General features: G+C 38.9%; 17 protein-coding genes. 14 read left to right on the forward strand and 3 right to left on the reverse strand.

Annotated elements, in window-relative coordinates:
* Positions 1–31: 31 nt before the first annotated feature.
* From JI747_RS11175 to JI747_RS11230, 12 genes are all read left to right on the forward strand, one after another.
* On the forward strand, positions 32–1,030 hold the full coding sequence (locus tag JI747_RS11175; RefSeq protein WP_225688662.1) for an alpha/beta hydrolase: 999 nt from the start codon (positions 32–34) through the stop codon (positions 1,028–1,030).
* 11 nt (positions 1,031–1,041) lie between these two features.
* Complete coding sequence (locus JI747_RS11180; protein ID WP_225688663.1) at positions 1,042–1,188, forward strand: NAD(P)H-binding protein; 147 nt, start codon at positions 1,042–1,044, stop codon at positions 1,186–1,188.
* A 100-nt stretch (positions 1,189–1,288) separates the two neighbouring features.
* Complete coding sequence (locus JI747_RS11185; protein ID WP_317197623.1) at positions 1,289–1,621, forward strand: NAD(P)H-binding protein; 333 nt, start codon at positions 1,289–1,291, stop codon at positions 1,619–1,621.
* A 262-nt stretch (positions 1,622–1,883) separates the two neighbouring features.
* Entirely contained in the window at positions 1,884–4,649 is a 2,766-nt protein-coding gene (locus JI747_RS11190; protein WP_225688665.1) for a substrate-binding domain-containing protein, read from the forward strand.
* 441 nt (positions 4,650–5,090) lie between these two features.
* Complete coding sequence (locus tag JI747_RS11195) at positions 5,091–6,404, forward strand: sugar porter family MFS transporter (protein WP_225688666.1); 1,314 nt, start codon at positions 5,091–5,093, stop codon at positions 6,402–6,404.
* 23 nt (positions 6,405–6,427) lie between these two features.
* Positions 6,428–7,981 carry a glycoside hydrolase family 32 protein gene (locus JI747_RS11200; protein ID WP_225688668.1) on the forward strand — a complete coding sequence of 518 codons (1,554 nt, stop codon included), beginning with the start codon at positions 6,428–6,430 and terminating at the stop codon, positions 7,979–7,981.
* Between the two features lie 55 nt (positions 7,982–8,036).
* Positions 8,037–11,138 (forward strand): SusC/RagA family TonB-linked outer membrane protein, encoded by a 3,102-nt coding sequence (locus JI747_RS11205; RefSeq protein WP_225688670.1) that lies wholly within the window; start codon positions 8,037–8,039, stop codon positions 11,136–11,138.
* A 91-nt stretch (positions 11,139–11,229) separates the two neighbouring features.
* Positions 11,230–12,927: a RagB/SusD family nutrient uptake outer membrane protein gene (locus tag JI747_RS11210; protein ID WP_225688672.1), complete on the forward strand. Its 1,698-nt coding sequence runs from the start codon at positions 11,230–11,232 to the stop codon at positions 12,925–12,927.
* A gap of 12 nt (positions 12,928–12,939) precedes the next feature.
* Positions 12,940–14,334, forward strand: coding sequence for a DUF4960 domain-containing protein (locus JI747_RS11215; protein ID WP_225688674.1), 1,395 nt, complete (start codon positions 12,940–12,942; stop codon positions 14,332–14,334).
* Between the two features lie 11 nt (positions 14,335–14,345).
* Entirely contained in the window at positions 14,346–15,887 is a 1,542-nt protein-coding gene (locus JI747_RS11220; RefSeq protein WP_225688676.1) for a glycoside hydrolase family 32 protein, read from the forward strand.
* Positions 15,888–15,890: 3 nt separating this feature from the next.
* Positions 15,891–16,799, forward strand: coding sequence for a carbohydrate kinase family protein (locus JI747_RS11225; protein ID WP_225688678.1), 909 nt, complete (start codon positions 15,891–15,893; stop codon positions 16,797–16,799).
* 182 nt (positions 16,800–16,981) lie between these two features.
* On the forward strand, positions 16,982–17,710 hold the full coding sequence (locus JI747_RS11230; protein ID WP_225689487.1) for an NmrA family NAD(P)-binding protein: 729 nt from the start codon (positions 16,982–16,984) through the stop codon (positions 17,708–17,710).
* 149 nt (positions 17,711–17,859) lie between these two features.
* Here JI747_RS11230 and JI747_RS11235 read toward each other — a convergent pair whose 3' ends face one another.
* Both JI747_RS11235 and JI747_RS11240 read right to left on the reverse strand, forming a co-directional pair.
* Complete coding sequence (locus tag JI747_RS11235) at positions 17,860–19,116, reverse strand: NRAMP family divalent metal transporter (RefSeq protein WP_225688681.1); 1,257 nt, start codon at positions 19,114–19,116, stop codon at positions 17,860–17,862.
* A 136-nt stretch (positions 19,117–19,252) separates the two neighbouring features.
* Complete coding sequence (locus tag JI747_RS11240) at positions 19,253–19,537, reverse strand: hypothetical protein (RefSeq protein ID WP_225688683.1); 285 nt, start codon at positions 19,535–19,537, stop codon at positions 19,253–19,255.
* Between the two features lie 272 nt (positions 19,538–19,809).
* On the opposite strand from JI747_RS11240, the gene JI747_RS11245 reads away from it, so the two are divergent.
* Together JI747_RS11245 and JI747_RS11250 are read left to right on the forward strand one after the other, a co-directional pair.
* A complete protein-coding gene (locus tag JI747_RS11245; RefSeq protein ID WP_225688685.1) occupies positions 19,810–20,406 on the forward strand; it encodes a Crp/Fnr family transcriptional regulator in 597 nt (198 codons plus the stop codon).
* A gap of 244 nt (positions 20,407–20,650) precedes the next feature.
* The gene (locus JI747_RS11250; protein WP_225688687.1) at positions 20,651–20,935 is read left to right on the forward strand and encodes a hypothetical protein; all 285 of its coding nucleotides are present in this window, start codon (positions 20,651–20,653) and stop codon (positions 20,933–20,935) included.
* A 449-nt stretch (positions 20,936–21,384) separates the two neighbouring features.
* Here JI747_RS11250 and JI747_RS11255 read toward each other — a convergent pair whose 3' ends face one another.
* Positions 21,385–21,948 carry a YciE/YciF ferroxidase family protein gene (locus JI747_RS11255; protein WP_225688689.1) on the reverse strand — a complete coding sequence of 188 codons (564 nt, stop codon included), beginning with the start codon at positions 21,946–21,948 and terminating at the stop codon, positions 21,385–21,387.
* Between the last annotated feature and the right edge of the window lie 5 nt (positions 21,949–21,953).

Below are 21,953 nucleotides of genomic sequence, written 5' to 3' on the forward strand. Positions count from 1 at the left end.
CAATATTAATGCACAAACAAAAAAAACAAAAATGGAAAAAATTGAAGTGATTAAACGTAATAATCCTTTCGGATTGGTTTACGATGATGCAATCACAGAAAATATAAAAGGAAAAGTAAATATCCATCCTGTAACCTACAAATTAAATGGAATTGATATAGCAGCAAATGTTTACACACCTGCAAATTATGACCCATCAAAAAAATATGCTACCATAACAGTTGCGCACCCCAATGGCGGTATTAAAGAACAAACGGCAGGACTTTACGCACAACGACTAGCAGAATCGGGTTATATCACTATTGCTGCAGATGCTTCATATCAAGGTGCAAGTGGAGGAGAACCTCGTCATACCGACAAACCTGTTTACAGAACAGAAGATATTCACGGAATGGCAGATTTTATTTCTCAATATCCCGGAGTTGATACCAATCGAATCGGTGCATTCGGAATTTGCGGCGGTGGTGGGTACACTTTGAAAGCTACTCAATCAGACAAAAGATTTAAGGCTGTTGCTACTTTAAGTATGTTTAATTCTGGTGAGGTTAGACGTAACGGATTTATGAATTCTGGATTAAATACCATTCAGGAACGCTTAAAACAAGCTTCTGATGCAAGAGCACAGGAAGCCGCAGGTGGTAAAATAATATATTCCGGGGTAGCAAGCATTACCGATGAAGAAATTAAGAAAACAAATACGGATCTTTATCGTGAAGGATACATTTATTATTACCGAACCAATTCTCATCCAAATTCGACTTTTTTATATCCGACTAGTAATTTATTAGATTTAATGACTTGGGATGCCGCAGACAATATGTATTTGATTAATCGGCCTTTATTGATGATAGCATGTAGCAAGGCCGATACAAAATATATGACAGAAGAAGCTTTCTCGAAAGCAGTAAATGCAAAAGAAAAAGAACTATTCATCATTGATGGTGCAACACATATCCAAACCTATTGGAGACCTGAATATGTAGAAAAAGCTGTTAAAAAACTGATAGAATTTTTCGGGAAAAATCTTTAAAAAATTTAGAAATGAAAATTTTAATACTAGGAGCAGCAGGACAAATCGGACGAATGCTGACAAAAGATTTGCTGGAGCAAACCGACAACGAGTTGGTTTTATTTGCCCGAAATGCATCACAAAGATTAAACATCAATCTGATAAAATTACTGTGGTAAGTGGTGATTTTACTGACTATGAATTATTCGTCAGTACAATGAAAAATGTCGATGTCATTTATCTGAATGATATGAATAGCAAAGAAGGTGTGAAAACCACATTGCCAAAGCAATGAAAGAATCAGGAACTAAAAGAATAATTCTTGCTTCTATCCTTGGAATTTATGATGGAGTTCCCGGCGCTTTCGGAAAATGGAATACAAGAATGGTTGACGCAACCGGGATTCAAAGCCATAAAGAAGCGACGGCTTTATTCGAAATTCCGGAATTTGATTATACAATTCTAAGGCTTACCTGGTTGTACAATCAGGCGGGAAACAGCAATTATCATCTTACATACAAAGGTGAGCCGTTTGAAGGAGCGCAGGTAACTTTTGAAAGATTCTACACCCCTTGGACATTAAAATGCAAAAATTTCATCACAGGAAAATAGAATTGTTATAGAATTTCAGGGTCAAATATATTCTAATGACTATTAAATGGATTAAAAAAACAATTATTGGATTATATCTACCCTTAATTTGGAGAAATTATTAATTTTTTCAAATCCAAACGTACTGATTTTTTTGATTGTAGTCTAATTCGAAAATCTTTATATCTGAATGAAGCAAGGAAAAAAAAATTAATAATAAATTAACATAAAAATACTCTCACCAAAATTGTAGGTGTAAAACATCTTTATTAATATTGTGTTTATGTCTACGAAAAAAGTTTTTAGAACGTTTGGTTTTCCCAAGGTTGGTACCGTTTTATTTTTATTGCTAATAATTTTGTATGGCTGCAAGGATGTTTCAACAAAATCGGATAAAATACATATCGGCTTTTCGCAAGGTTTGGGAAATCATCCCTGGAGACAGGCCATGAACCATTCCATGGAGATTCAGGCGTCTTTGCATTCTGAGGTGCAGCTAAGCATTAGTAAAGCAGAAGGTTCGGTTCAGAAGCAGATTCGGGATATTCAGAAGATGATAGATAATGAAGCGGATATCATCATTATTTCACCTATTGATCCCAATTCGCTGGTTCCTGTGGTGGAAAAAGCCTTTGCAAAAAAGATTCCTGTGATTTTGGTGGATAGAAAAATCAATTCTGATAAATATGCAACTTATATCGGAGCTGATAATATGGAGATTGGCAAAGAAGCAGCGCAGTACATTATCTCGGATTCTAAAAATTTTAAAAAAGTCATTGAAATAAAAGGCGATGATAATTCTTCACCTACAATGGAAAGAAGTCTGGGTTTTCAGCAAACTATTAAAAATAATTCCAATACAGAACTGATAAAAACCTTCAAAGGTCTTCCGGCCGAAGCATTCAGAAAAACTCTGGATTCATTGGGAAATCAGGCTCTTTATGTTTTTGCTTTCAATGACCAACTCGCTACGCAAGCATGGCAAATAGCGAGAAATGCCGGTGTGGAAAATCAAGTCAAATTTATCGGTGTGGATGGTCTGAACACCAAAGACGGTGGAATTCAGATGGTTCTAGACGGTAAATTGAATGCCACTTTGCTTTATCCTACAGGCGGAACGGAAGCTATCGAAACCGCCATTAAAATCTACAACGAGCAAATTCCACCGAAACGCATCAAGCTCAGTACAACCATTATCGACAGGTTTAATGCCGAAATTATGCGCAACCAGTTCGATAAAATCATTGAACAGCAAGGCGTTATTGAAAATCAGGTGAATGCCGTGAAAAAGCAGACTGAACTCTATTCTTCCCAAAGAGAATTGTTCCGATGGTCTGTTGTGCTTCTGATTTTGATGTTTTGCCTGATTGCCTATGCTATTTACCTGATTTATACCATTAAAATTAAAAATAAACAGCTTATCCTCACCAACGAACGTGTGACGATTCAGCGGAATCAGATTGAAACCATTGCCAACGAGCTCAAGGAAAGTAATGAAGCAAGAGTTAACTTTTTCACTGGCTTGTCACACGAATTCAAAACACCGATAACGCTTATTTTGAGTTCATTAGAATCATTAAAAGATAATTTTAAAAGCAAGGGTACAAAGCCATCTTATGAGCTGGAATTGATTAATAAAAATTCAAACCGTTTGCTTAGGTTGGTGGACAATCTTTTGGATTTCAGAAAAATAGAAAATAAAACCTTTAATTTAAGGGTTTCCAAAACCAATATTTACGATTTCACTTACGGGATTTTCAGGGATTTTGAAAATGAAGCCAAAAAAAGGAATATTAAGTTTGAAATCCATTCCGCCAACAAAAATCTGGATCTGTACATTGACAGAAACCTGATGGATAAAGTATATTTTAACCTTTTGTCAAATGCTTTTAAATTCACGCCGGACAACGGAAAAATTGAAATTACGATTCAGGAAAAAGGAAATCAGGCGGTTATCAGCTTCAAAGACAACGGTATAGGAATCCCAGAAAAAGAGATCAGCAACGTTTTCGAACCCTATTTCAAAGGTTCCAACAACCGGAAAAACAGTTCAGGAATCGGGCTTCATCTCAGCCGTCAGTTTGTGGAGCTTCATCTCGGAAAAATCGAGGTGAGTTCTTTTCAGGGAACCGAATTTATCATCAGCCTTTACAAAGGAAACAAGCATTTCAATGAAGATCAGATGATAAAAGAACCGAGTGTTATGGATGCGGAAATATTGGCAAAAGATGCTGTTTTTGGTGTGGTAGAAGAAGGAAGTTTTATGCAAAATCAGGAAAATTCTAGTGATCGGTATTCTTTGCTTTTGGTGGAGGATAACTCGGATTTGTCGTTTTTCCTCAGCAATAAGCTTCAGACAGAATTTGATGTGATGGTTTCCGATGGTACGGATGCGATTGATAAGGCGCTAAGCGAGATTCCCGACATCATTGTCTGCGATGTGAATCTTCCTGAAAAAAACGGATTTGAAATCTGTGAAATCCTGAAGAATGACCTCAGAACATCTCATATTCCGGTCATTCTTCTCACGGCTTTGGATAATAAGGAATCTTATCTTCAAGGACTGAAATCCGGGGTTGACTTATATCTTACGAAGCCATTTAGCTATCCGATTCTGACACAGTCGCTGCGTTCATTGCTTTACAACCGTGAAAAACTACGTTATTATTATACCAACAACATTGGTAGAATTGTGGACAGCAAATCCTTCGGAAGTATGGAGCAGACTTTTGTGAACAAATTGAATCAGATCATAAAAACCAATATTGATAATCCCGATTTTTCAGTAGAAAATCTTGCAGATTTACTGAATATTTCAAGAATCCAGCTTTACAGGAAAATAAAGGCAATGTTTGATGTGAACGTAAGTGACTACATCAACAATATCCGTTTGGAACAGGCAAAATCCATGTTGCAAAATCCAGGATTGACGATTTCCGAAATTGCTTATAAAACCGGCTTCTCTTCCCCGAATTATTTCTCCACGGTTTTCAAAAATAAGTTTGGGGTTTCTCCGAATGTGTTTAGGAAGGGCATTGGTGAGGAATAATTAATTCTTGTAGATCTTTTTCTTTTCTTCCCGAATAGAGTAGCAATTCCTTGCGAGCGAGATATCGTTGTCAGTATTAATAAAACGTCGTTGTTCGGGTGAACAATGATGTATTGCTTGCTCGAAGTATTCATCTTATAGAAACCAAAGTCGTAAATTCCCAAAACCCCACCTCAAATTTCGGTCAATCTTCCCACACTAATATTCGTTCATACGTTTAAAATTAATCATAATCCACGTAACATTTTTATAGAATGGTGTTACATTTTTGAAACATTATTATCATATTTTGAAATCAAATAAAATTTAAAATTTTGATTTTCAGTTAATTATATTTGATTAACAAATAATTAACCTTGACGAAATATTTTGTTACATAATTAGACCTTCGCATTCTTGTCCCGGAATATATTAGCCACAAACAAATTAATAATTCTATATATGAATAAAATTGTGATGTGGTCTGTCACCGCAGCTTTGGCAGGATTTCTTTTCGGGTTTGATGTTGTGGTGATTTCCGGAGTCGACAAAAAACTGCAGGCGCTTTGGCAAAGTTCAGATGCGTTCCATGGAGCCGTGGTAATGGGAATGGCATTATGGGGAACCGTTATCGGCGCCATCTTTGGTGGAATCCCGACCAACAAATTAGGGCGTAAAAAAACACTTTTGGCAATCGGTGTCTTATATGCACTTTCAGCAATCGGAACAGCGCTTTCTAATGATCCTTATATTTTCGCATTCTTCAGATTTATGGGCGGCTTGGGCGTTGGAGCATCCACTATTGCTGCACCGGCTTATATTTCCGAAATCGCTCCTGCAAAAGATCGCGGAAGATTGGTTTCTTTGTATCAGTTCAATATTGTTTTGGGGATTTTAGTTGCCTTTTTATCCAATTATCTACTCAGCGGAATCGGAGATAACGACTGGCGATGGATGCTTGGCGTTCAAGCGATTCCGGCAAGTATTTATACTTTATGTGTGCTTATAATTCCGGAAAGTCCGAGATGGCTCGTTTCCAAAGGAAGAATAAACGACGCTAAAAATGTAGTTAAAATCGTAAATCCAGATCAGGATTCTGATATACTCATTTCTCAGATGGAAGATGATCACGCCGAAGCACCAAAAGAAAATATCTTTATGAAAAAATACCATTTTCCGTTGATGCTTGCTTTCTTTGTCGCATTTTTCAACCAGATGTCGGGCATCAACGCATTCTTGTATTATGCACCGAGAATTTTTGGCGAGGCAGGATTAGGCGAAAAAACCGCACTTCTTAGCAGCATCGGAATTGGTATTGTTAATATGGTTTTCACGTTGGTTGGAGTTAATCTCATAGACAAAGTTGGCAGAAGAACTTTGATGTATATTGGTTCTATAGGTTATATCATTTCGTTAGGGCTCGTTTCTATGGCTTTTTATTTCCAGTGGTCGGGTTTGGCGATTCCTGTGTTTTTATTCCTGTTTATCGCTTCTCACGCCATCGGACAGGGAACGGTGATCTGGGTATTCATTTCCGAGATTTTTCCGAACCATCTCCGTGCATCAGGACAGGCATTCGGAAGTTCTACGCATTGGGTTTTGGCAGCGATAATTCCTTCTCTTATCCCGACATTATTTTCTACGATTGGAGCCGGAACGGTATTTCTGGTGTTCACGATCGCAATGGTATTTCAGCTGTTATTTGTGATTTTTATGATGCCGGAAACAAAAGGCGTATCACTGGAAAAATTAAGCAAAACACTTACAAAAAAATAAAATCTTCGAGAAAAAATAATCCAATGAAAAAAATAATATCAAGTTTAATTGTTGCTTCTGTCTTTTTTTCTAATCTCAACGCTCAGTCGGATTCGAAGAAGGAAGAGCAGCTTTACCGCCCCAATTTCCATTTCAGCCCCAAAAAAGGATGGATGAACGACCCGAACGGGCTTTATTACAAAGACGGTGTTTATCACCTGTTCTTCCAGCATTATCCCGATGGAAACAAATGGGGGCCGATGCATTGGGGACACGCCACAAGCAAAGACCTTGTCAAGTGGGAAGAGCAGCCGATTGCACTTTATCCGGATGATTTGGGATATATTTTCTCAGGAAGTGCGGTAGTCGATAAAAACAATACTTCGGGTTTCGGAGATTCCAAAAATAACCCTGTTGTTGCAGTGTACACTTACCACAATCCCAACCGAGAAAAAGACGGAAAAATAGATGTGGAATCTCAGGGAATCGCTTACTCTTTGGATAATAGCAAGACTTGGACAAAATATAGCGCAAATCCTGTTCTTAAAAATCCAGGAATCCGTGATTTTCGTGACCCAAAGGTGTTCTGGGATAGCAAAAGACAGCAATGGATTATGGTTCTGGCGGCTCAGGACAGAACGCATTTTTATGCTTCAAAAAACCTTAAAGAATGGATGTTTCAATCCGAATTTGGAAAAGATCTGGGTGGCCACGGTGGCGTTTGGGAATGTCCCGATCTATTTCCGTTAAAAGTCGAAGGTACCAATGAAGAAAAATGGGTTTTGATTGTCAACATCAATCCGGGAGGACCAAATAATGGTTCAGCAGGACAATATTTTGTCGGTGATTTTGACGGAAAAACTTTTAAGATTGATGAACTTTTCACAAAACAGCTTCAGAAAGAAAAAGCAGCCTGGCTGGATTGGGGAAAAGACAATTATGCCAGCGTTTCATTTGATAATGTTCCGCAGGAAAAACGGGTGATTATCGGTTGGATGAGCAACTGGGAATATGCGCAGGAAGTTCCTACGGAAGCGTGGAGAAGCAGTACGACAATGGCGAGGGAAGTTTCACTTAAAAAAACAAAAGACGGGTATATCCTTACAAATATTCCAGTTGCTGGACTAAAAAATTATCAAGGAAAATCTATCCGGAAAAAAATCGATTTGAAAGCTGAAAATAAATTAATAGATAAGTCAGAAATTGACCTGACTAAAGCCGTTCTCGATTTAGATTTAAAGGAAATGACTGCCGGAACTTATAGCTTCGCACTGAAAAATTCTTTAGGAGAAGAAGTCGTTTTTGGAATTGATAATAAAACAAAAGAATTGTTTGTCGATCGTTCCAAATCAGGGAAAACAGGTTTTGGAAACCATTACGTCACTCCTGTTACCAAAGCGCCCTTGAATCAGATCTATTCCGAGGCAAAAATGAAGCTGGTTATCGACAAGACTTCGATTGAAATCTTCTTCAACGACGGCGAAAAAGTACTGACCGAAATCTTCTTCCCAAACGAACATTTCTCAGAACTGACCTTATCAACAGACACGAAAGGAAGCTCGTTAAATATCATTGCACATCAGCTTGATATTAAATAAACAATATCTGTGTAGAACATTCCGTAGATAATTAATTAAAATTAAACTATATGATATGAAAAAATATAAAATTGCAGTTGCCTTTTGCCTTCTTCCGTTTTCCTACCTTTTTGCGCAGGAAATTGTGAAAGGGAAGGTGCTGTCTCCCAATCAGAAACCGCTTAGCGGCGTTACTGTGACCGTTTCCGAAACGGGCTCTACTACGAAAACTGATAGCAGTGGGACATTTCAGATTAATGATTTGAAGAAAGGAAACACGCTGGTTTTTACTTATACCGATTATACCACGAAGGAAGTGGTGGTGGATGAGAAAACTGTCCTCAACATCATTATGGCTGCAGATAAGGTAAAGAACATCGACGAAGTCGTTGTGACCGGATATACCAAGCAGAAAAAAGCTGATATCACCGGTGCAGTTTCCATTGTTGATATGAAGGATCTTAACAAACAAGCAGAACCGAATCCTATCAAATCGTTACAAGGAAGAGTGGCAGGTGTCAACATCTCTGCGGACGGTTCGCCTTCCGGAGGAAGTACAAAAGTCCTGATTCGTGGTGTAGGAACACTGAACAATACCGATCCACTTTATGTAATAGATGGAGTCCCAACAAAAGCTGGAATGCACGAACTGAATCCAGGCGACATCGAAACAATGCAGGTACTGAAAGACGCTTCTTCCGCAAGTATCTACGGTTCCAGAGCGGCAAATGGTGTGATCATCATTACCACCAAGAAAGGGAAAAAAGGCAAGATGAGAATTGATTTAAACTATTACACCGCCTTTTCCCAATATGCGAGAAAAACACCGGTTCTTAACGCAAAACAGTTCGGTCAGGTACTTTGGCAGGCTAATATCAATGATGGTCTTAATCCGAATAACAACAACCTGAGCTATAATTTCGACTGGGGCGTTCAGAACGGCGTTCCAACCTTGTACAACAGCTATGTTCCGGAATATCTTGATGCGGTAAAAACCATCAAATCTGCCAATACGAATTGGTATGATGAGGTTTCTCAGACCAGTGTTGCCAATTCTTTGGATGTGGCGGCTTCAAGTGCGTCAGACAAAGGTTCTTACTATTTCTCGATGGGTTATTATGACAATGACGGAATTGTGAAACTGACCAATTTCAAAAGATTGTCTGCCCGTGTGAATACCTCCTATAATTTTTTCGATGGTAAATTAAAAATCGGGGAAAATTTCACATATAATAAAACCAACGAATTAATGGATCCGGGCGTTCTTGATCCTGCTTTGAGAGCATTGCCTATTATTCCTGTTCATACTGTGGACGGAATTGGATGGGGTGGTCCGGTTGGCGGGATGAATGACCGTCAGAATCCTGTACGTCTTTTGGAATACAACAAAGACAACGGCTATCGTTACCAGCGTTTTTTTGGCAATGTCTATGCCGAATTACAACCTGTGAAAAACCTAACGTTGAAATCAAGTTTCGGGATCGATTTTTCGAATTATTATAAAAGAATGTTACAAAGAAGATATGTTTCCGGCTATCTTCAGAATAAAACAAATGCTGTAAATATTGACCAGTCAGATACTGAAAAATGGACATGGACCAATACTGCTCAATACTCAGCCAAAGCAGGAAATCACCACTTCGATTTACTTGGCGGGATGGAAATGTATAAAGATACCTATAACAATACGTGGCTTAGAAAAGAAGGCTTCCTTATTGAAACCCCTGATTATATGTATCCGGATGCAGGAACAGGGGATGCGTTCAATGGCGGAAGTTCTACTTATTACAGTTTGTTGTCATACTTCGGGAAGTTTTCCTACGATTATGACAACCGTTATCTTTTCTCTGCAACGGTACGTTATGACGGTTCGTCAAGATTCGGGAAGAACAACCGTTTCGGGACATTCCCGGCATTTTCGGCTGGATGGAGAATCAACAAAGAAGATTTTGCGGAGAAATGGATTCCGTTTTTCTCAGATTTAAGGCTGAGAGCAGGTTGGGGGCAGACCGGAAATCAGGAAATCAGCAATTCGGCAGTATATTCTCTTTACATTGCTAATTATGCAGGCGGAAATCCGACCTGGGCAACTTCCTATGGAACGGCTTATGATATTTCCGGAGTGGGAAGCGGTTTATTGCCTTCAGGATTCATTGCGACCCAAACCAAAAATGACGATCTGAAATGGGAAACTACCACGCAAACCAATCTCGGTCTGGATTTCGGATTTTTTAATCAGAAACTGACGGGAAGCGTGGATATTTATAAAAAAGATACCAAGGATATTCTCGTTTTGCCTCCTTATCTGGGTGTGATTGGCGAAGGCGGAAACCGTTGGATCAACGGCGCATCTATGGAAAACAAAGGGATTGAAGTCGCTTTGGGTTATCAGGACAAGACTTCCGGTGGATTTGGTTATGAAATTTCAGGAAACTTTTCAATGAACCGCAACAAAATCACGGAATTACCACAATCCGTTATCAACAATTATGGCGGAAACGGAACCACAGATAATATTCTCGGAAGGCCAATCAATTCAATGTACGGTTATGTTGCCGACGGACTTTTCAGAACGCAGGCAGAAGTTGATAATTCCGCTACGCAACCGGGCAAAGGATTGGGAAGGATCCGTTATGCCGATTTAAATAATGATGGCGTTATTGACGACAAAGACAGAACATGGATTGGAAATCCGAATCCGGGATTTATGTATGGCGTTAATCTTAATTTTTCCTACAAAAATTTCGATTTGTCAACCTTCTGGCAAGGTATCGGCAATGTGGATGTCATCAATTCTAAAAAATATCAGACCGATTTCTGGAGCGTAGATGATGTTGGTTCCAATAAAGGAACGAGACTGCTCAATGCATGGTCACCACAGAATCCGAATTCTGATATTCCGGCACTCACAACAGTAGACAGCAACGCAGAGTCCAGATTTTCATCTTATTATGTAGAGAACGGAAGTTATCTGAAATTAAGAGTTTTACAGTTAGGTTATAGTCTTCCGAAAAATGTTTTGGAGCAATACAAACTTACCAATTTCAGGATTTACATCAGCGCACAGAATCTTCTGACCATCAAATCCAAAAGCTTCACGGGCATCGATCCGGAAACGCCGGCTTTCGGTTATCCGCTTCCGCTGATGTTCAATTTTGGATTTAATTTATCATTATAAGATTTAAATAAACCTCTTACAGGTTTTCCAGATTTGATGGATTAAAAATCAACGAGAGACTAAAAAAAACTTTAAAAATAATATTAAAACAATGAAAAAATATATACTATTAACAGTTGCCTGTGCATTTCTGTTAGGAACAACTTCCTGCAACGATTTTCTGGACAATGAGCCAAGAGGCGCATTGTCCGAAGCTGATGTTGTAACGCCGGAGAATGTGGATGGTTTCGTGATCGCAGCTTATGCGGCACTTGGAAACGACCATTACGATACCCCTTTCAGTCTTTGGCCTTACGGAAATGTACGTTCGGATGATGCTTACAAAGGTGGAAGCGGAACCAACGATATCCAGGCATTTCACTTTTTTGAAATTTCCAATAATATCCGTTCGGATTTTGGTGAATTGGATCGTCTTTGGTACCTACATTATGTAGGAATCGGAAGATGTAATAAAGCAATTGCAGCATTGAACCAACTTTCTGATGCTCAATATCCAAATAAGCAGAAACGAATTGCCGAGATGAAATTCGTGAGAGGGCATTTTTATTTTATGTTGAAAACCCTTTTCAAATATGTGCCTTACGTAGATGAAAATACACCGATTGATGATTATCCGAAAATCTCCAATCGTGCGAAGAACGACCAGCAATTGTGGGACGCCATCGCTTCCAATTTTGAGGATGCTGCCGCTAATTTACCGTCAACACAATCCGAAGTCGGAAGACCAAAGAAAAGCGCGGCTTATGCATATTTGGCAAAAGCGAGATTGTATCAGGCGTATGAGCAGGACGACAATTATACGGTGACTCAGATTAATCCGATAACCCTTCAAAAATCTATTGATGCGGCCAACCAGGTGATCGGAAATTATACTCTGGAATCAGATTTCGGGTACAATTTTCTTCCTGGAACGCACGAGAATGGTCCGGAATCGGTTTTTTCCATTCAATATTCCGATAATGACGGAACGCTTTTCGGAAGACTGAATTATGGTGATGTGCTTTCTCTGCCGCAAGGTTTAGGCTGTTGCGATTTCCACAAACCAAGCCAGAATCTGGTGAACGCTTTCAAGACAACACCTCAAGGTCTGCCAATGTTTGATACGTATAATGATACGGATTTGAATTACAATCAGCTCAACAATTATAAAGTGGACCCAAGACTTTACCATACAGTTGCTTTGCCGGGATTGCCTTGGAAATATGATGAAAACAAAATCTATCAGGAAAGCTGGAACAGGAGCCCGGGAACGTATGGTTATTATGCTTCGTTAAAGGAAAATGTACCCGTAGGATGTGGTTGTACGGTGAATGTAGATCCGTTTTACGCCAATTCCAAAAACAGGATCATTATCCGTTATTCCGATGTGTTGTTGATGAAGGCAGAAGCTTTAATAGAACTTGGGCAAATCAATGAAGCGTTGCCATTAATTAATCAGGTGAGACAGCGTGCAGCGAACAGTACCGTTTTGACGGGAAGTTACACTTCAAACAACCTTATCAGTAAATATGAACCGGGCGTGAACTGTACATGGAATCAAGATTTTGCAAGAAAAGCCCTGAGATGGGAGCGCAGAATGGAATTTGCAATGGAAGGCAGCCGTTTCTTCGACCTTGTGAGGTGGGGAACTGCGGCAGGTACGATGAATACCTATTATTCCGGAGAAAAAACGAAAAGGTCTTACTATTCTCAGGCAGGATTTGATCACGGAATCGAAGAATATTGTCCGATTCCATTGGCTCAGATCAATTTCAGCCAGGGATTGTACAAGCAAAATAACGGTTATTAAAACTAAAGATTTATGAAAACAATATTTAATAAACTCCCGGTATATTTCATTTTGCTGGTTTCCGCTATGTTAGTCTGGTCCTGCGACAACAATATGGAAGACGGGCTGGTAACAGATGTTTCGGTGAATGTTTCTTCCTTTAAAGTAGACGGCGTTTCTGGAGACATTGATAATAAAAATGATAAAATCACGGTAACGTTACCTTACGGAACGAGTGTGAAAGCTTTATCGCCAATAATAGAAATTCCGCAAACAGCAGTTATTTCTCCAGCTTCGGGAACTGTAATAGATTTTTCACAACCTGTCAAATTCAGAGTGAAGAATGGTAATATTTATAAAGATTATCAAGTGACGGTTCAGGCTCAGGTTCCGATTATCAGTTTTAAAATCAACGGATTATCGGCAACCATCAACCATTCAAGCAAAACGATTTCACTTACAATACCGGAAGGAACAAATCTTACCGCATTGCAGCCTGTGATAGAAATGGCAAATGGTGTGAGCATCAATCCTGCATCAGGAACCACGATTAATTTCAGTAGCCCTGTACAGTTCACCGTTTCTAATACAAATCTGACCGAAATCTACACGGCAAAAGTAACAACGCCGGTTTCAGGTCCAACAGTGGCATTCCTCGGAACGGCAGCAACCAGAACCGGTCTTACCAATCCTGATGAAATTGCAGCTTCCGACTGGCTTTTCGGGAAATTTTCCGGAGCGGTCTACGTTTCAATGGCAGATGTGGCAAGTGGTGCAGCTAACCTTACGGGCATCAATGTGATTTGGTGGTATTTTGACTCCGCTACGGCTTTGCCGGGTGATGCGCTGAATACAAACGTGACTTCCAAAATCAAAACCTATCTAAATGCGGGCGGGAATATTCTGTTAACAGGATTTGCTGCTCAATATGTGGATGCTTTGGGAATTGTGCCTTCTGGAAAAGGTCCGAATAATGTTTTCGGGGATTTCTTACCGAATGGGGGTGTAGATGCGAACAACGATTGGGGAATTTCTTTCAAAGGTAATGAAACGCACCCTGTTTTTGATGGGCTCCAGACCTACGAATCCGGGAAAGCCAATTTTCTTCAGAAAGGGACCTTCCGATTGAATCATACGGCGTGGTGGTTCTTGCCGGATTGGGGAGGCTATGTAAACGGTGCCGGATGGAGAACGCAAACAGGAGGAAATAATCTTGCCAGTGAAGCCTGGGACAATACTTTGGACGGACGTGTTGCAGTGGCCGAATTTCCGGGTGGAACTGCCAATAAAAAGTGTATCACTATCTCAATGGGAGCTTATGATTGGTATAACGAAACCGCGAATGGAACGCCAAGCCAGCCGAACGGATTTTTGGATAACATCAAAAAAATCACCGAGAACAGCCTTAATTATCTTGTAACGAATTAATATCAGAATCAATGACAATCAAAACAATATATTTAGCTGCTATAATGGCTTTGGCGACTTATTCCTGCCAAAATCATGATTCGGTGGCAGATGTGAATCCCGATGAGATTTTCAGACAGACGAACATTTTTCCGCAACCGCCAAATCAGTGGATGGGAAACACTAATCCGTATTATACTGCCGGTTATGTCGGCGATGTAATGCCGTATTACGAAAACGGGAAATTTCATCTTTTCTTTCTGCATGACGCTAAGACCAAACCTGCTGGCGAAGGATTTCATGATATTCATAGCTTTGATACGACCAATTTCAAGGATTTTACTTATCAAGGGAGACAAATTCCTTACGGAACAGCTTCTGAACCGGATTTTGGTGTGGGAACAGGAAGTCTGGTGAAAGTCGGAAGTACTTATTATTACTATTACACAGGGCATAATGAGATTGCTTCGTTTTTATCGAGTAATCCGAGGGAAAGTGTGCTTTTGGCAACAAGTACCGATATGAAAAACTGGATGAAAGTGAAAAATTTTAAAATCACTGCTCCGGCTGGCTATTATGATTATGAATTCCGAGATCCGCATGTTTTCTTCAATGCTGAGGATGGAAAATACTGGATGCTGGTTTCTGCACAGACTTCAGCTAAAAAAGCAGTTGTTCTTAAATTTACTACAACCAATCCTGCCAGCGGAAACTGGACGGTGGAAAACCCGATTTACACGACAGCTTCTTCAGAAAATTACATTATGCTTGAATGTCCGGACCTTTTCAAAATGGGCAATTACTGGTATCTTGTTTTCTCCGAAAACTGGAGTAACAATACCGGAACACATTATAGAATCGGAACTTCGCCAAACGGACCGTGGACTACACCTGCGAATGACCGGTTGGACGGCTCTTATCTCTACGCTGCAAAAACCGTTTCGGATAATACTGACCGCTATTTGGTAGGCTGGACTGCCAGAAAAGTCCCTGAAAATAATACCGGCGGAAAAGACTGGGCGGGAAATCTTGTAACACATAAACTTGTTCAGAATCCGGATGGAACTTTGGGAGTGAAACCTATTTCTACCTTGCAGTCTGTATTCGGGCAAAATGTTCCGCTTTCCGTAGATAAGATTACAGGAAATACTTCTCAAAATGGAAATAGCTTTAATCTCTCCGCAAATTCCCAGGTAATGTTCGGGAAGCTTCAGAAAGCCAATCAGATCGGCTTTACATTGAAAGGTTCTGTTAACGGGAAAGCAGGATTGATTCTGGCACAGGATAATGACGGGCAAAATGGTTTTAAAATTTCATTCGAACCTTCTTCCAATAGAATTGCTAGCTATGTGATGAACGGCGGAAGTGAGGATTTTGCCAATGCTTATCCTTTGTCTGGAATTTCGGGAACCAACTATAACGTAACGGTTTTCATCAGCAATGATATTTGTGTGGTCTATGTGAATGATAAATTGGCGTTTAGCAATCGTGTGTACGATATTGTTAACAAAAAATGGAGTATTTTTGGTTCTTCGGACAGTTCATTCAGCAATATTAATGTCAAAAATCCTTAATTAATGTTCCTTAATAAAAAAATAAATGCAGTTAGTTTCGGAGAGGTGCTCTTCGATGTGTTTGGAAAAGAAAAGAAAATCGGCGGTGCTCCGCTCAATCTCGCGCTCAGAACGGCGTCTTTCGGATTTCCGGTGGCGATGATAAGTGCTGTTGGAAATGATGAGGACGGAAAAATAATTTGTGACTACGTCCGGGAAAATCAGCTTGATAGCAGCGGAATTATTACGACCCAGGATTATGATACGGGTATTGTCCAGGTAACATTAAACGAGCGTGGTTCTGCAACTTATGAAATCAAATTTCCATCTGCCTGGGATTTTATCGAAACTAGTAATGATACTTTGAACATTGTTAAAAATGCCGATGTCTTTTTTTATGGAAGCCTTGTCTGCAGGAATGATGCTTCAAGAAATACGCTTTTCAGCCTGCTGGGTTCCAACCCTGGAATGTTCAAGGTTTTTGATGTGAATCTGAGAAAGCCTTTCTACCATATTAAACTTCTGGAACAATTGATGAGCAAAGCCGATTTCATTAAATTTAACGATGAAGAAATCTTGGAAATTGTTGCTGAGTTAGGTTTTAAATCAGATGATCTTGAAGAAAATATCCTTTTCATTTCAGAAAAAACGAATACTGACTCCATCTGTGTAACATTGGGTAAGCATGGCTCCATTCTTTTATGGAAGGGAACGATGTACCGACATGGTGGTTATCCTGTGAAGGTGGTGGATACTGTTGGTGCAGGCGATTCTTTTCTGGCGAGTTTAATAGCTCAATTGTTATCAGACAAAAATCCTGATACAGCTCTTGATTTTGCAAGTGCAGTAGGTGCCTTGGTGGCGAGTTATTCGGGAGCTAATCCGGGGCTGAAAAATGAAGAGATTGAAGGTTTTATGAAAGAATGTCAATAAAATTCTAATTTTATTAAGAAAATGCTGCTGTGAAAATAGCAGCGTTTTTATTAAACATAAGGCAATGATAAACTTACAGAGGAACACAAGCCTTTTATTGTTCACAAAGTTTATGATAAAACTGGACATGGCGTAAAAGACGAACACGCAAATGAAGTAGTTAATGATATTAAAGCATTCTTATTAAAGGCGATTACGATTATTATAGTTCAATGGTAACGGCTTTCAGTGACGTTGACAAATTGCTCTTTGTGTCGGGGAATGATGTTACAAACCGTTTGAAACAACACGAGAATGTGGTCAGAGCCGCAATCAAAGCCGGAGTTAAACATATTGTATATACCTCACTTCTCACTAATGTTCCGGTCGAAAAAACCGTTATTGCAGCTGTTACCGAAACGCACTTAAAGACTGAGAAACTGCTTAAAAATAGTGGTGTCAGCTATAATATTCTGAGAAACAATTTATATATGGATCTGCTGGTTCAGAGTATAGGTGAACATGTACTGGAAACTGGAACAATATTTTACCCGTCTGCAGAAGGAAAAACAGCTTTTGTACTGCGATCAGAGATGGCTGAAGCCGCAGCTGAAATTCTGGTCACCGATGAACATGACGGAAAAATATATAACATAACCAATATTGAAAGCTATACATTTCAGGAAGTTGCGGCGGCGTTGACATCGATTACAGGCAAAAAAATTAATTTCGTTTCCCCGGGTATAGAATCATTTAAAAGTACATTGGGAAGTGCCGGTCTTCCTTCCCAATTGGTGGATGATATTACAGCATTTGCACATGCCCAATCCCTTAACGAATTTAACGTTGTCGGCGACGATCTTAAAAATCTATTGGGAAGAAATCCAATGAATTTACATACTTATCTCTCCATGATCTATGGTGGAAAGTAAAATAGAATATAAATTGAATGTGAAAAAGCTTATTTATTAGAAATGCAAACTTTTGGCTTTGTGGGAATGTTCCCATATAAACGTTCCAGTTTAATTTGATTTAAGGTAAAGGCTGACTTTTTTGAGGGTCAGCTTTTATCTTTATGCCATCAAAACAGAAAGTATATTAGCCCTACAGCTGCTGCCGTCATCAATATAAAAGTCATCGTTCCCAGAATATTGGAAAGTCTTGTATTTGTGTGCCTTCCCATTATTTTTTTATTATTTGCGATATGCATGATGACCGCGATCATGACCGGAGCTGTCAGTCCATATACAATTGCTGTGTAAAGCAGTGCTTTAATAGGGCTTACACCAAAAAAGTCAAGAGAAAGCCCGACAAGAAGCGAAACTATAATAGAACCATAGAACGGTTTTGCCTGAGAGAATTTTTTGTCTAACCCCGCCTTCCATCCAAAGGTTTCAGCAAGCATATAGGATTGTGAGCCTGCAAGAACCGGAATTGCAAGCATTCCCGTCCCCAGAACTCCTGTAGCAAAAATGAAATAGGTCAGCTTTCCAGCCAGAGGCTCCAGTGCTTTGGCTGCCTGATCCACTGTATCGATCTTATGGATTCCGCCGTTGAAAAGTACCGTTCCTGTTGTAAGTATCATAAAGAACATAACCATATTGGACAGGAGCATTCCCAAATTTACATCGGTCTTCATTTCACTTAATATCTGCTTGTCCACCACTATTGCACCCTTGTGCGCCTGATCTTCGGCCTCCATTGTAGTCTGCCAAAAGAATAAGTAGGGGGAAATTGTGGTCCCAAGAATTGCTACTATGATCGAAAGAAATTCTTTATCAAATTTTATCGTGGGTATAAAAGTCTTTTTTGCAACCAAAAGCCAGTCCTGACCGATCATAAATGGTACGATTATATATAATAATAAACTTAGACATAGCCATTTCAGGATCATTGATATTTTCTGATACGAATAATTTATGATGATAAAAAGAAGCAGAGCGGTGATAATAACACAAAAAACTGATACCGGTATTTGAGGGCATATCATATTTGCCACCGCGCCCATTCCCTGTATATCGGCCCCTATATTGAGTGTTATTGCCGGAAAACTAAATAGTAGCATGCTATAAAGGATGGGTTTGGAGTAATGTTTTTTTAATGTTACTGTCAATCCTTCGCAGGTTACCAGACCTATTCTTGCACACATACCCTGTATGGCTGCCATCAGCGGGAAAGTAAGCAGGGCGGTCCACAACGTAGAAAGCCCAAATTGTGCACCTGCCTGTGAATAGGTCGCAATTCCTGAAGGATCATCGTCGCTGGCTCCAGTGATGAGTCCGGGACCTAACTTTTTGAAAAATCCTAAGATTTTTGAATCAGAAGTATCTTTTGGCATAGGTTTATTTTTAAATTGTTGGTCTTACAATAGGGTATGTTAAAGATAATCATATTTAAGTCCGAAATAGTGATCTTAAATTATTTATGTAATAGGTTTTAGGTTGATGCTAGCAATCAACATTTGAATAAAATGTTCATGATGGAAGTAGATTTTCCACTATTTTCCATTCATTTTTCCTTTTGTCATACCTGAGATGCCACATTCCTACGGTGATCTTTTCGCCTTGATCTGTAGAATATTCTCCGACCTTAATGATCACACCCTTTGGAAGAACTTCGTAGATTTCAGCATAGGCTTTTTGGCCTCCAAGGAATTCGATAATTGCCGGAATTGCCCGCTGTCCAACTTCAGGACTGAATAAAAACTCTGCCGTGCTACCGATTTCAATTGTGGCAGTTCTAAGAATAATCCCATTCATAGTGGAAGAAATAGAAATTCGTGAATTAAAGCGAACATATTTGTGCAGTATCTGAACAAAACTGTAAACTGTATGCTATCAGTGCCTTTTAATAACAGATGGATAACCTAATTGTTTTTAGAAATTTGTTTTTTTACAATAAATTATAACCTAGTAAAACCACTTAGAGTAAGACTGATATTTGCATTCGTTTGTCGGTCTAATATTTGTACTGTCATTTTGCCTGCTTAGGTATAATGAAGTGTTAACTGTCTAAAATAATACTATTATTCATGGTCATTGATGAGAACATTCTGCTTAAATACGGTGCTATTTACCAACATTACACTGCAAAAGAAATAATTTTTAGCCGTGGTGACAACCCAATGGCATACCTGCAGATCAGTAAAGGAACTGTAGACCTAAACAACTATCATGAAGATGGAAAGGAATTTACCTTAAATATCTTTTCAGTAGGTCAGAGTATTGGAGAATCGCTTCTGTTTGGTGGAAATCATTATCCGATGAACGCTGTAGCAAAAGATGACTGTACATTACTATGTTTGCCAAAGGCACAGTTTTTACAGCTACTGGATGAAAATAAAAATATTGTATTTAGACTTTTGGGACATCTTTCAGATAGATTGTTTTATAAATATGCCATGCTTTTCGGCAACTCAGCTAACGAGCCAATTCCCAAAATAGTAGCGCTGCTGGACTACTACAAAAGATCTGCTTTTGTGGAAGGACAGTTTAAATATGCTTTTCCCCTGACAAGACAGCAAATAGCAAATTTGACGGGGCTGCGTGTAGAAACTGTAATTCGTACCATTAAAAAAATGAATGAACAAGGACTTATTCTTGTTAAGGATAGAAAGATCTTCTATTAATGTCTTATAAAAGTGTGTTAAATGAAAAGAAATCAATCAAATTTATATCGCCAGGTGTTATATGAATGTTTGATTGCCAGCTTTAGGTTTAATTAAAAATCGAAATACTGAATTGTAATCTTTTAAACTGTTTATTATGACAGACAACAAATCAAAAAAAGGAAATCCTATTTTCTTCTCTTCTTGAATAAGTCTTGTCAAGAATACGAAAGATGAGTCTTAAGAGTGATTCAACATAAGCGTTATGAGACATATAAACTTTGACAATACACATATTTATATAGGTAGTCTGGGAAAGTTTAATTTTCGACCTTTAATGGACTGCGTGTATATGGAGGTAATTATCGATTTTTCAGATGGGGCGATTTCCACGGGTGATATCGAAGTAATTGATCCGGATCAAATTATTCTGTATGTTGCTCCCTATAAAACTGTTGCAGGAAACGCCATAGCTGCCAAAGTATGGGTTTTACAGTGTATAGAAGAATCAGATGTATGGAAGGTTACTAGAAAACATATCGATAAATAACTAAAATTAGTTTTATGGAAGAAGCGAATGATTGAAAGAATCATGAGTTTTCTTTACTTAAACCTTTTGTGCGAAAACATATTTAATAAGCTACAGAGCGATTATAACAATATTTTGTTATTATTTTTCCAAATCCACTTTTCATTCACTTCAACAAATGTTATTAGCTTGATCCCCAATAGTGGGAAAACCATGAAGGAAGTTTAGGAAAAAATAGGTGAAAAAATAATAAAGGTCGAATTGCAAAATTCGACCTTTAAACATGAAATGTACTTAATATAGTTGAGTTACTGTCAATAACAAATATGGACGGCTTATTGTTTTCATTAAAAAGCCCTGAGCTGGGAACCCAAGGCTTTTTGAAATATTAACCTATTTTATAAAAAGTAATATTAGAACAATATTAAATCATTTTGGTTTTTCTATTGTTCAGATTACTTTATTTATAACTATTCTTCGACAGCCTTGTCATTTACAAAACCTCCTGCTATGCCGGTCAGTGCTTCGTCAGTATCTTTTTCATTATCCAGTGTTTGCTGGAGAAGTGCAGCCACATCATCATGGCCCAGCGTTTCAGCAAATGTGCGAAGTGTTCCGTAAGTTGCGATCTCGTAATGTTCAACTTTTTGCGCTGCAAGGATAAGACCTGCATCTCTTGTAAATGTTCCTTTGTCTGTGTCAGAGATAATGGAATCTGCTTCATCAAGCAAGCCCTGCATAGCGTCACATTTTTTTGCGACAGCTTTTTCTCCCAATTTTTCAAATACCTGTTCAAGCGTTTCTATATGTGTCTGAGTTTCCTTGGTATGCTTTTCAAATGCAGCTGCAAGTTTTTCACTGGTCGCTGCCTTTTGCATTTTGGGTAAAGCTTTCACAAGGTTTTTCTCTGCCCAATAAATGTCTTTTAATTCATCGACGAAAAATTCGTGGAATTCACTGTCTTTCATTTTTCCGGTATTTCCAGAAGGTTTCTTAGTGGCATTTTTTGCCGGTACAGATTTTGTTGTTGCCATAATAA

The organism is Chryseobacterium tagetis, from assembly GCF_016735585.2.
GTDB lineage: Bacteria > Bacteroidota > Bacteroidia > Flavobacteriales > Weeksellaceae > Chryseobacterium > Chryseobacterium tagetis.

Coding starts and splice junctions, on each gene's coding strand:
- JI747_RS11175 (WP_225688662.1), top strand. CDS start 32: ATGGAAAAAATTGAAGTGATTAAACGTAATAATCCTTTCGGATTGGTT.
- JI747_RS11180 (WP_225688663.1), top strand. CDS start 1,042: ATGAAAATTTTAATACTAGGAGCAGCAGGACAAATCGGACGAATGCTG.
- JI747_RS11190 (WP_225688665.1), top strand. CDS start 1,884: ATGTCTACGAAAAAAGTTTTTAGAACGTTTGGTTTTCCCAAGGTTGGT.
- JI747_RS11195 (WP_225688666.1), top strand. CDS start 5,091: ATGAATAAAATTGTGATGTGGTCTGTCACCGCAGCTTTGGCAGGATTT.
- JI747_RS11200 (WP_225688668.1), top strand. CDS start 6,428: ATGAAAAAAATAATATCAAGTTTAATTGTTGCTTCTGTCTTTTTTTCT.
- JI747_RS11205 (WP_225688670.1), top strand. CDS start 8,037: ATGAAAAAATATAAAATTGCAGTTGCCTTTTGCCTTCTTCCGTTTTCC.
- JI747_RS11210 (WP_225688672.1), top strand. CDS start 11,230: ATGAAAAAATATATACTATTAACAGTTGCCTGTGCATTTCTGTTAGGA.
- JI747_RS11215 (WP_225688674.1), top strand. CDS start 12,940: ATGAAAACAATATTTAATAAACTCCCGGTATATTTCATTTTGCTGGTT.
- JI747_RS11220 (WP_225688676.1), top strand. CDS start 14,346: ATGACAATCAAAACAATATATTTAGCTGCTATAATGGCTTTGGCGACT.
- JI747_RS11225 (WP_225688678.1), top strand. CDS start 15,891: ATGTTCCTTAATAAAAAAATAAATGCAGTTAGTTTCGGAGAGGTGCTC.
- JI747_RS11235 (WP_225688681.1), bottom strand. CDS start 19,116: ATGCCAAAAGATACTTCTGATTCAAAAATCTTAGGATTTTTCAAAAAG.
- JI747_RS11240 (WP_225688683.1), bottom strand. CDS start 19,537: ATGAATGGGATTATTCTTAGAACTGCCACAATTGAAATCGGTAGCACG.
- JI747_RS11245 (WP_225688685.1), top strand. CDS start 19,810: ATGGTCATTGATGAGAACATTCTGCTTAAATACGGTGCTATTTACCAA.
- JI747_RS11250 (WP_225688687.1), top strand. CDS start 20,651: ATGAGACATATAAACTTTGACAATACACATATTTATATAGGTAGTCTG.
- JI747_RS11255 (WP_225688689.1), bottom strand. CDS start 21,948: ATGGCAACAACAAAATCTGTACCGGCAAAAAATGCCACTAAGAAACCT.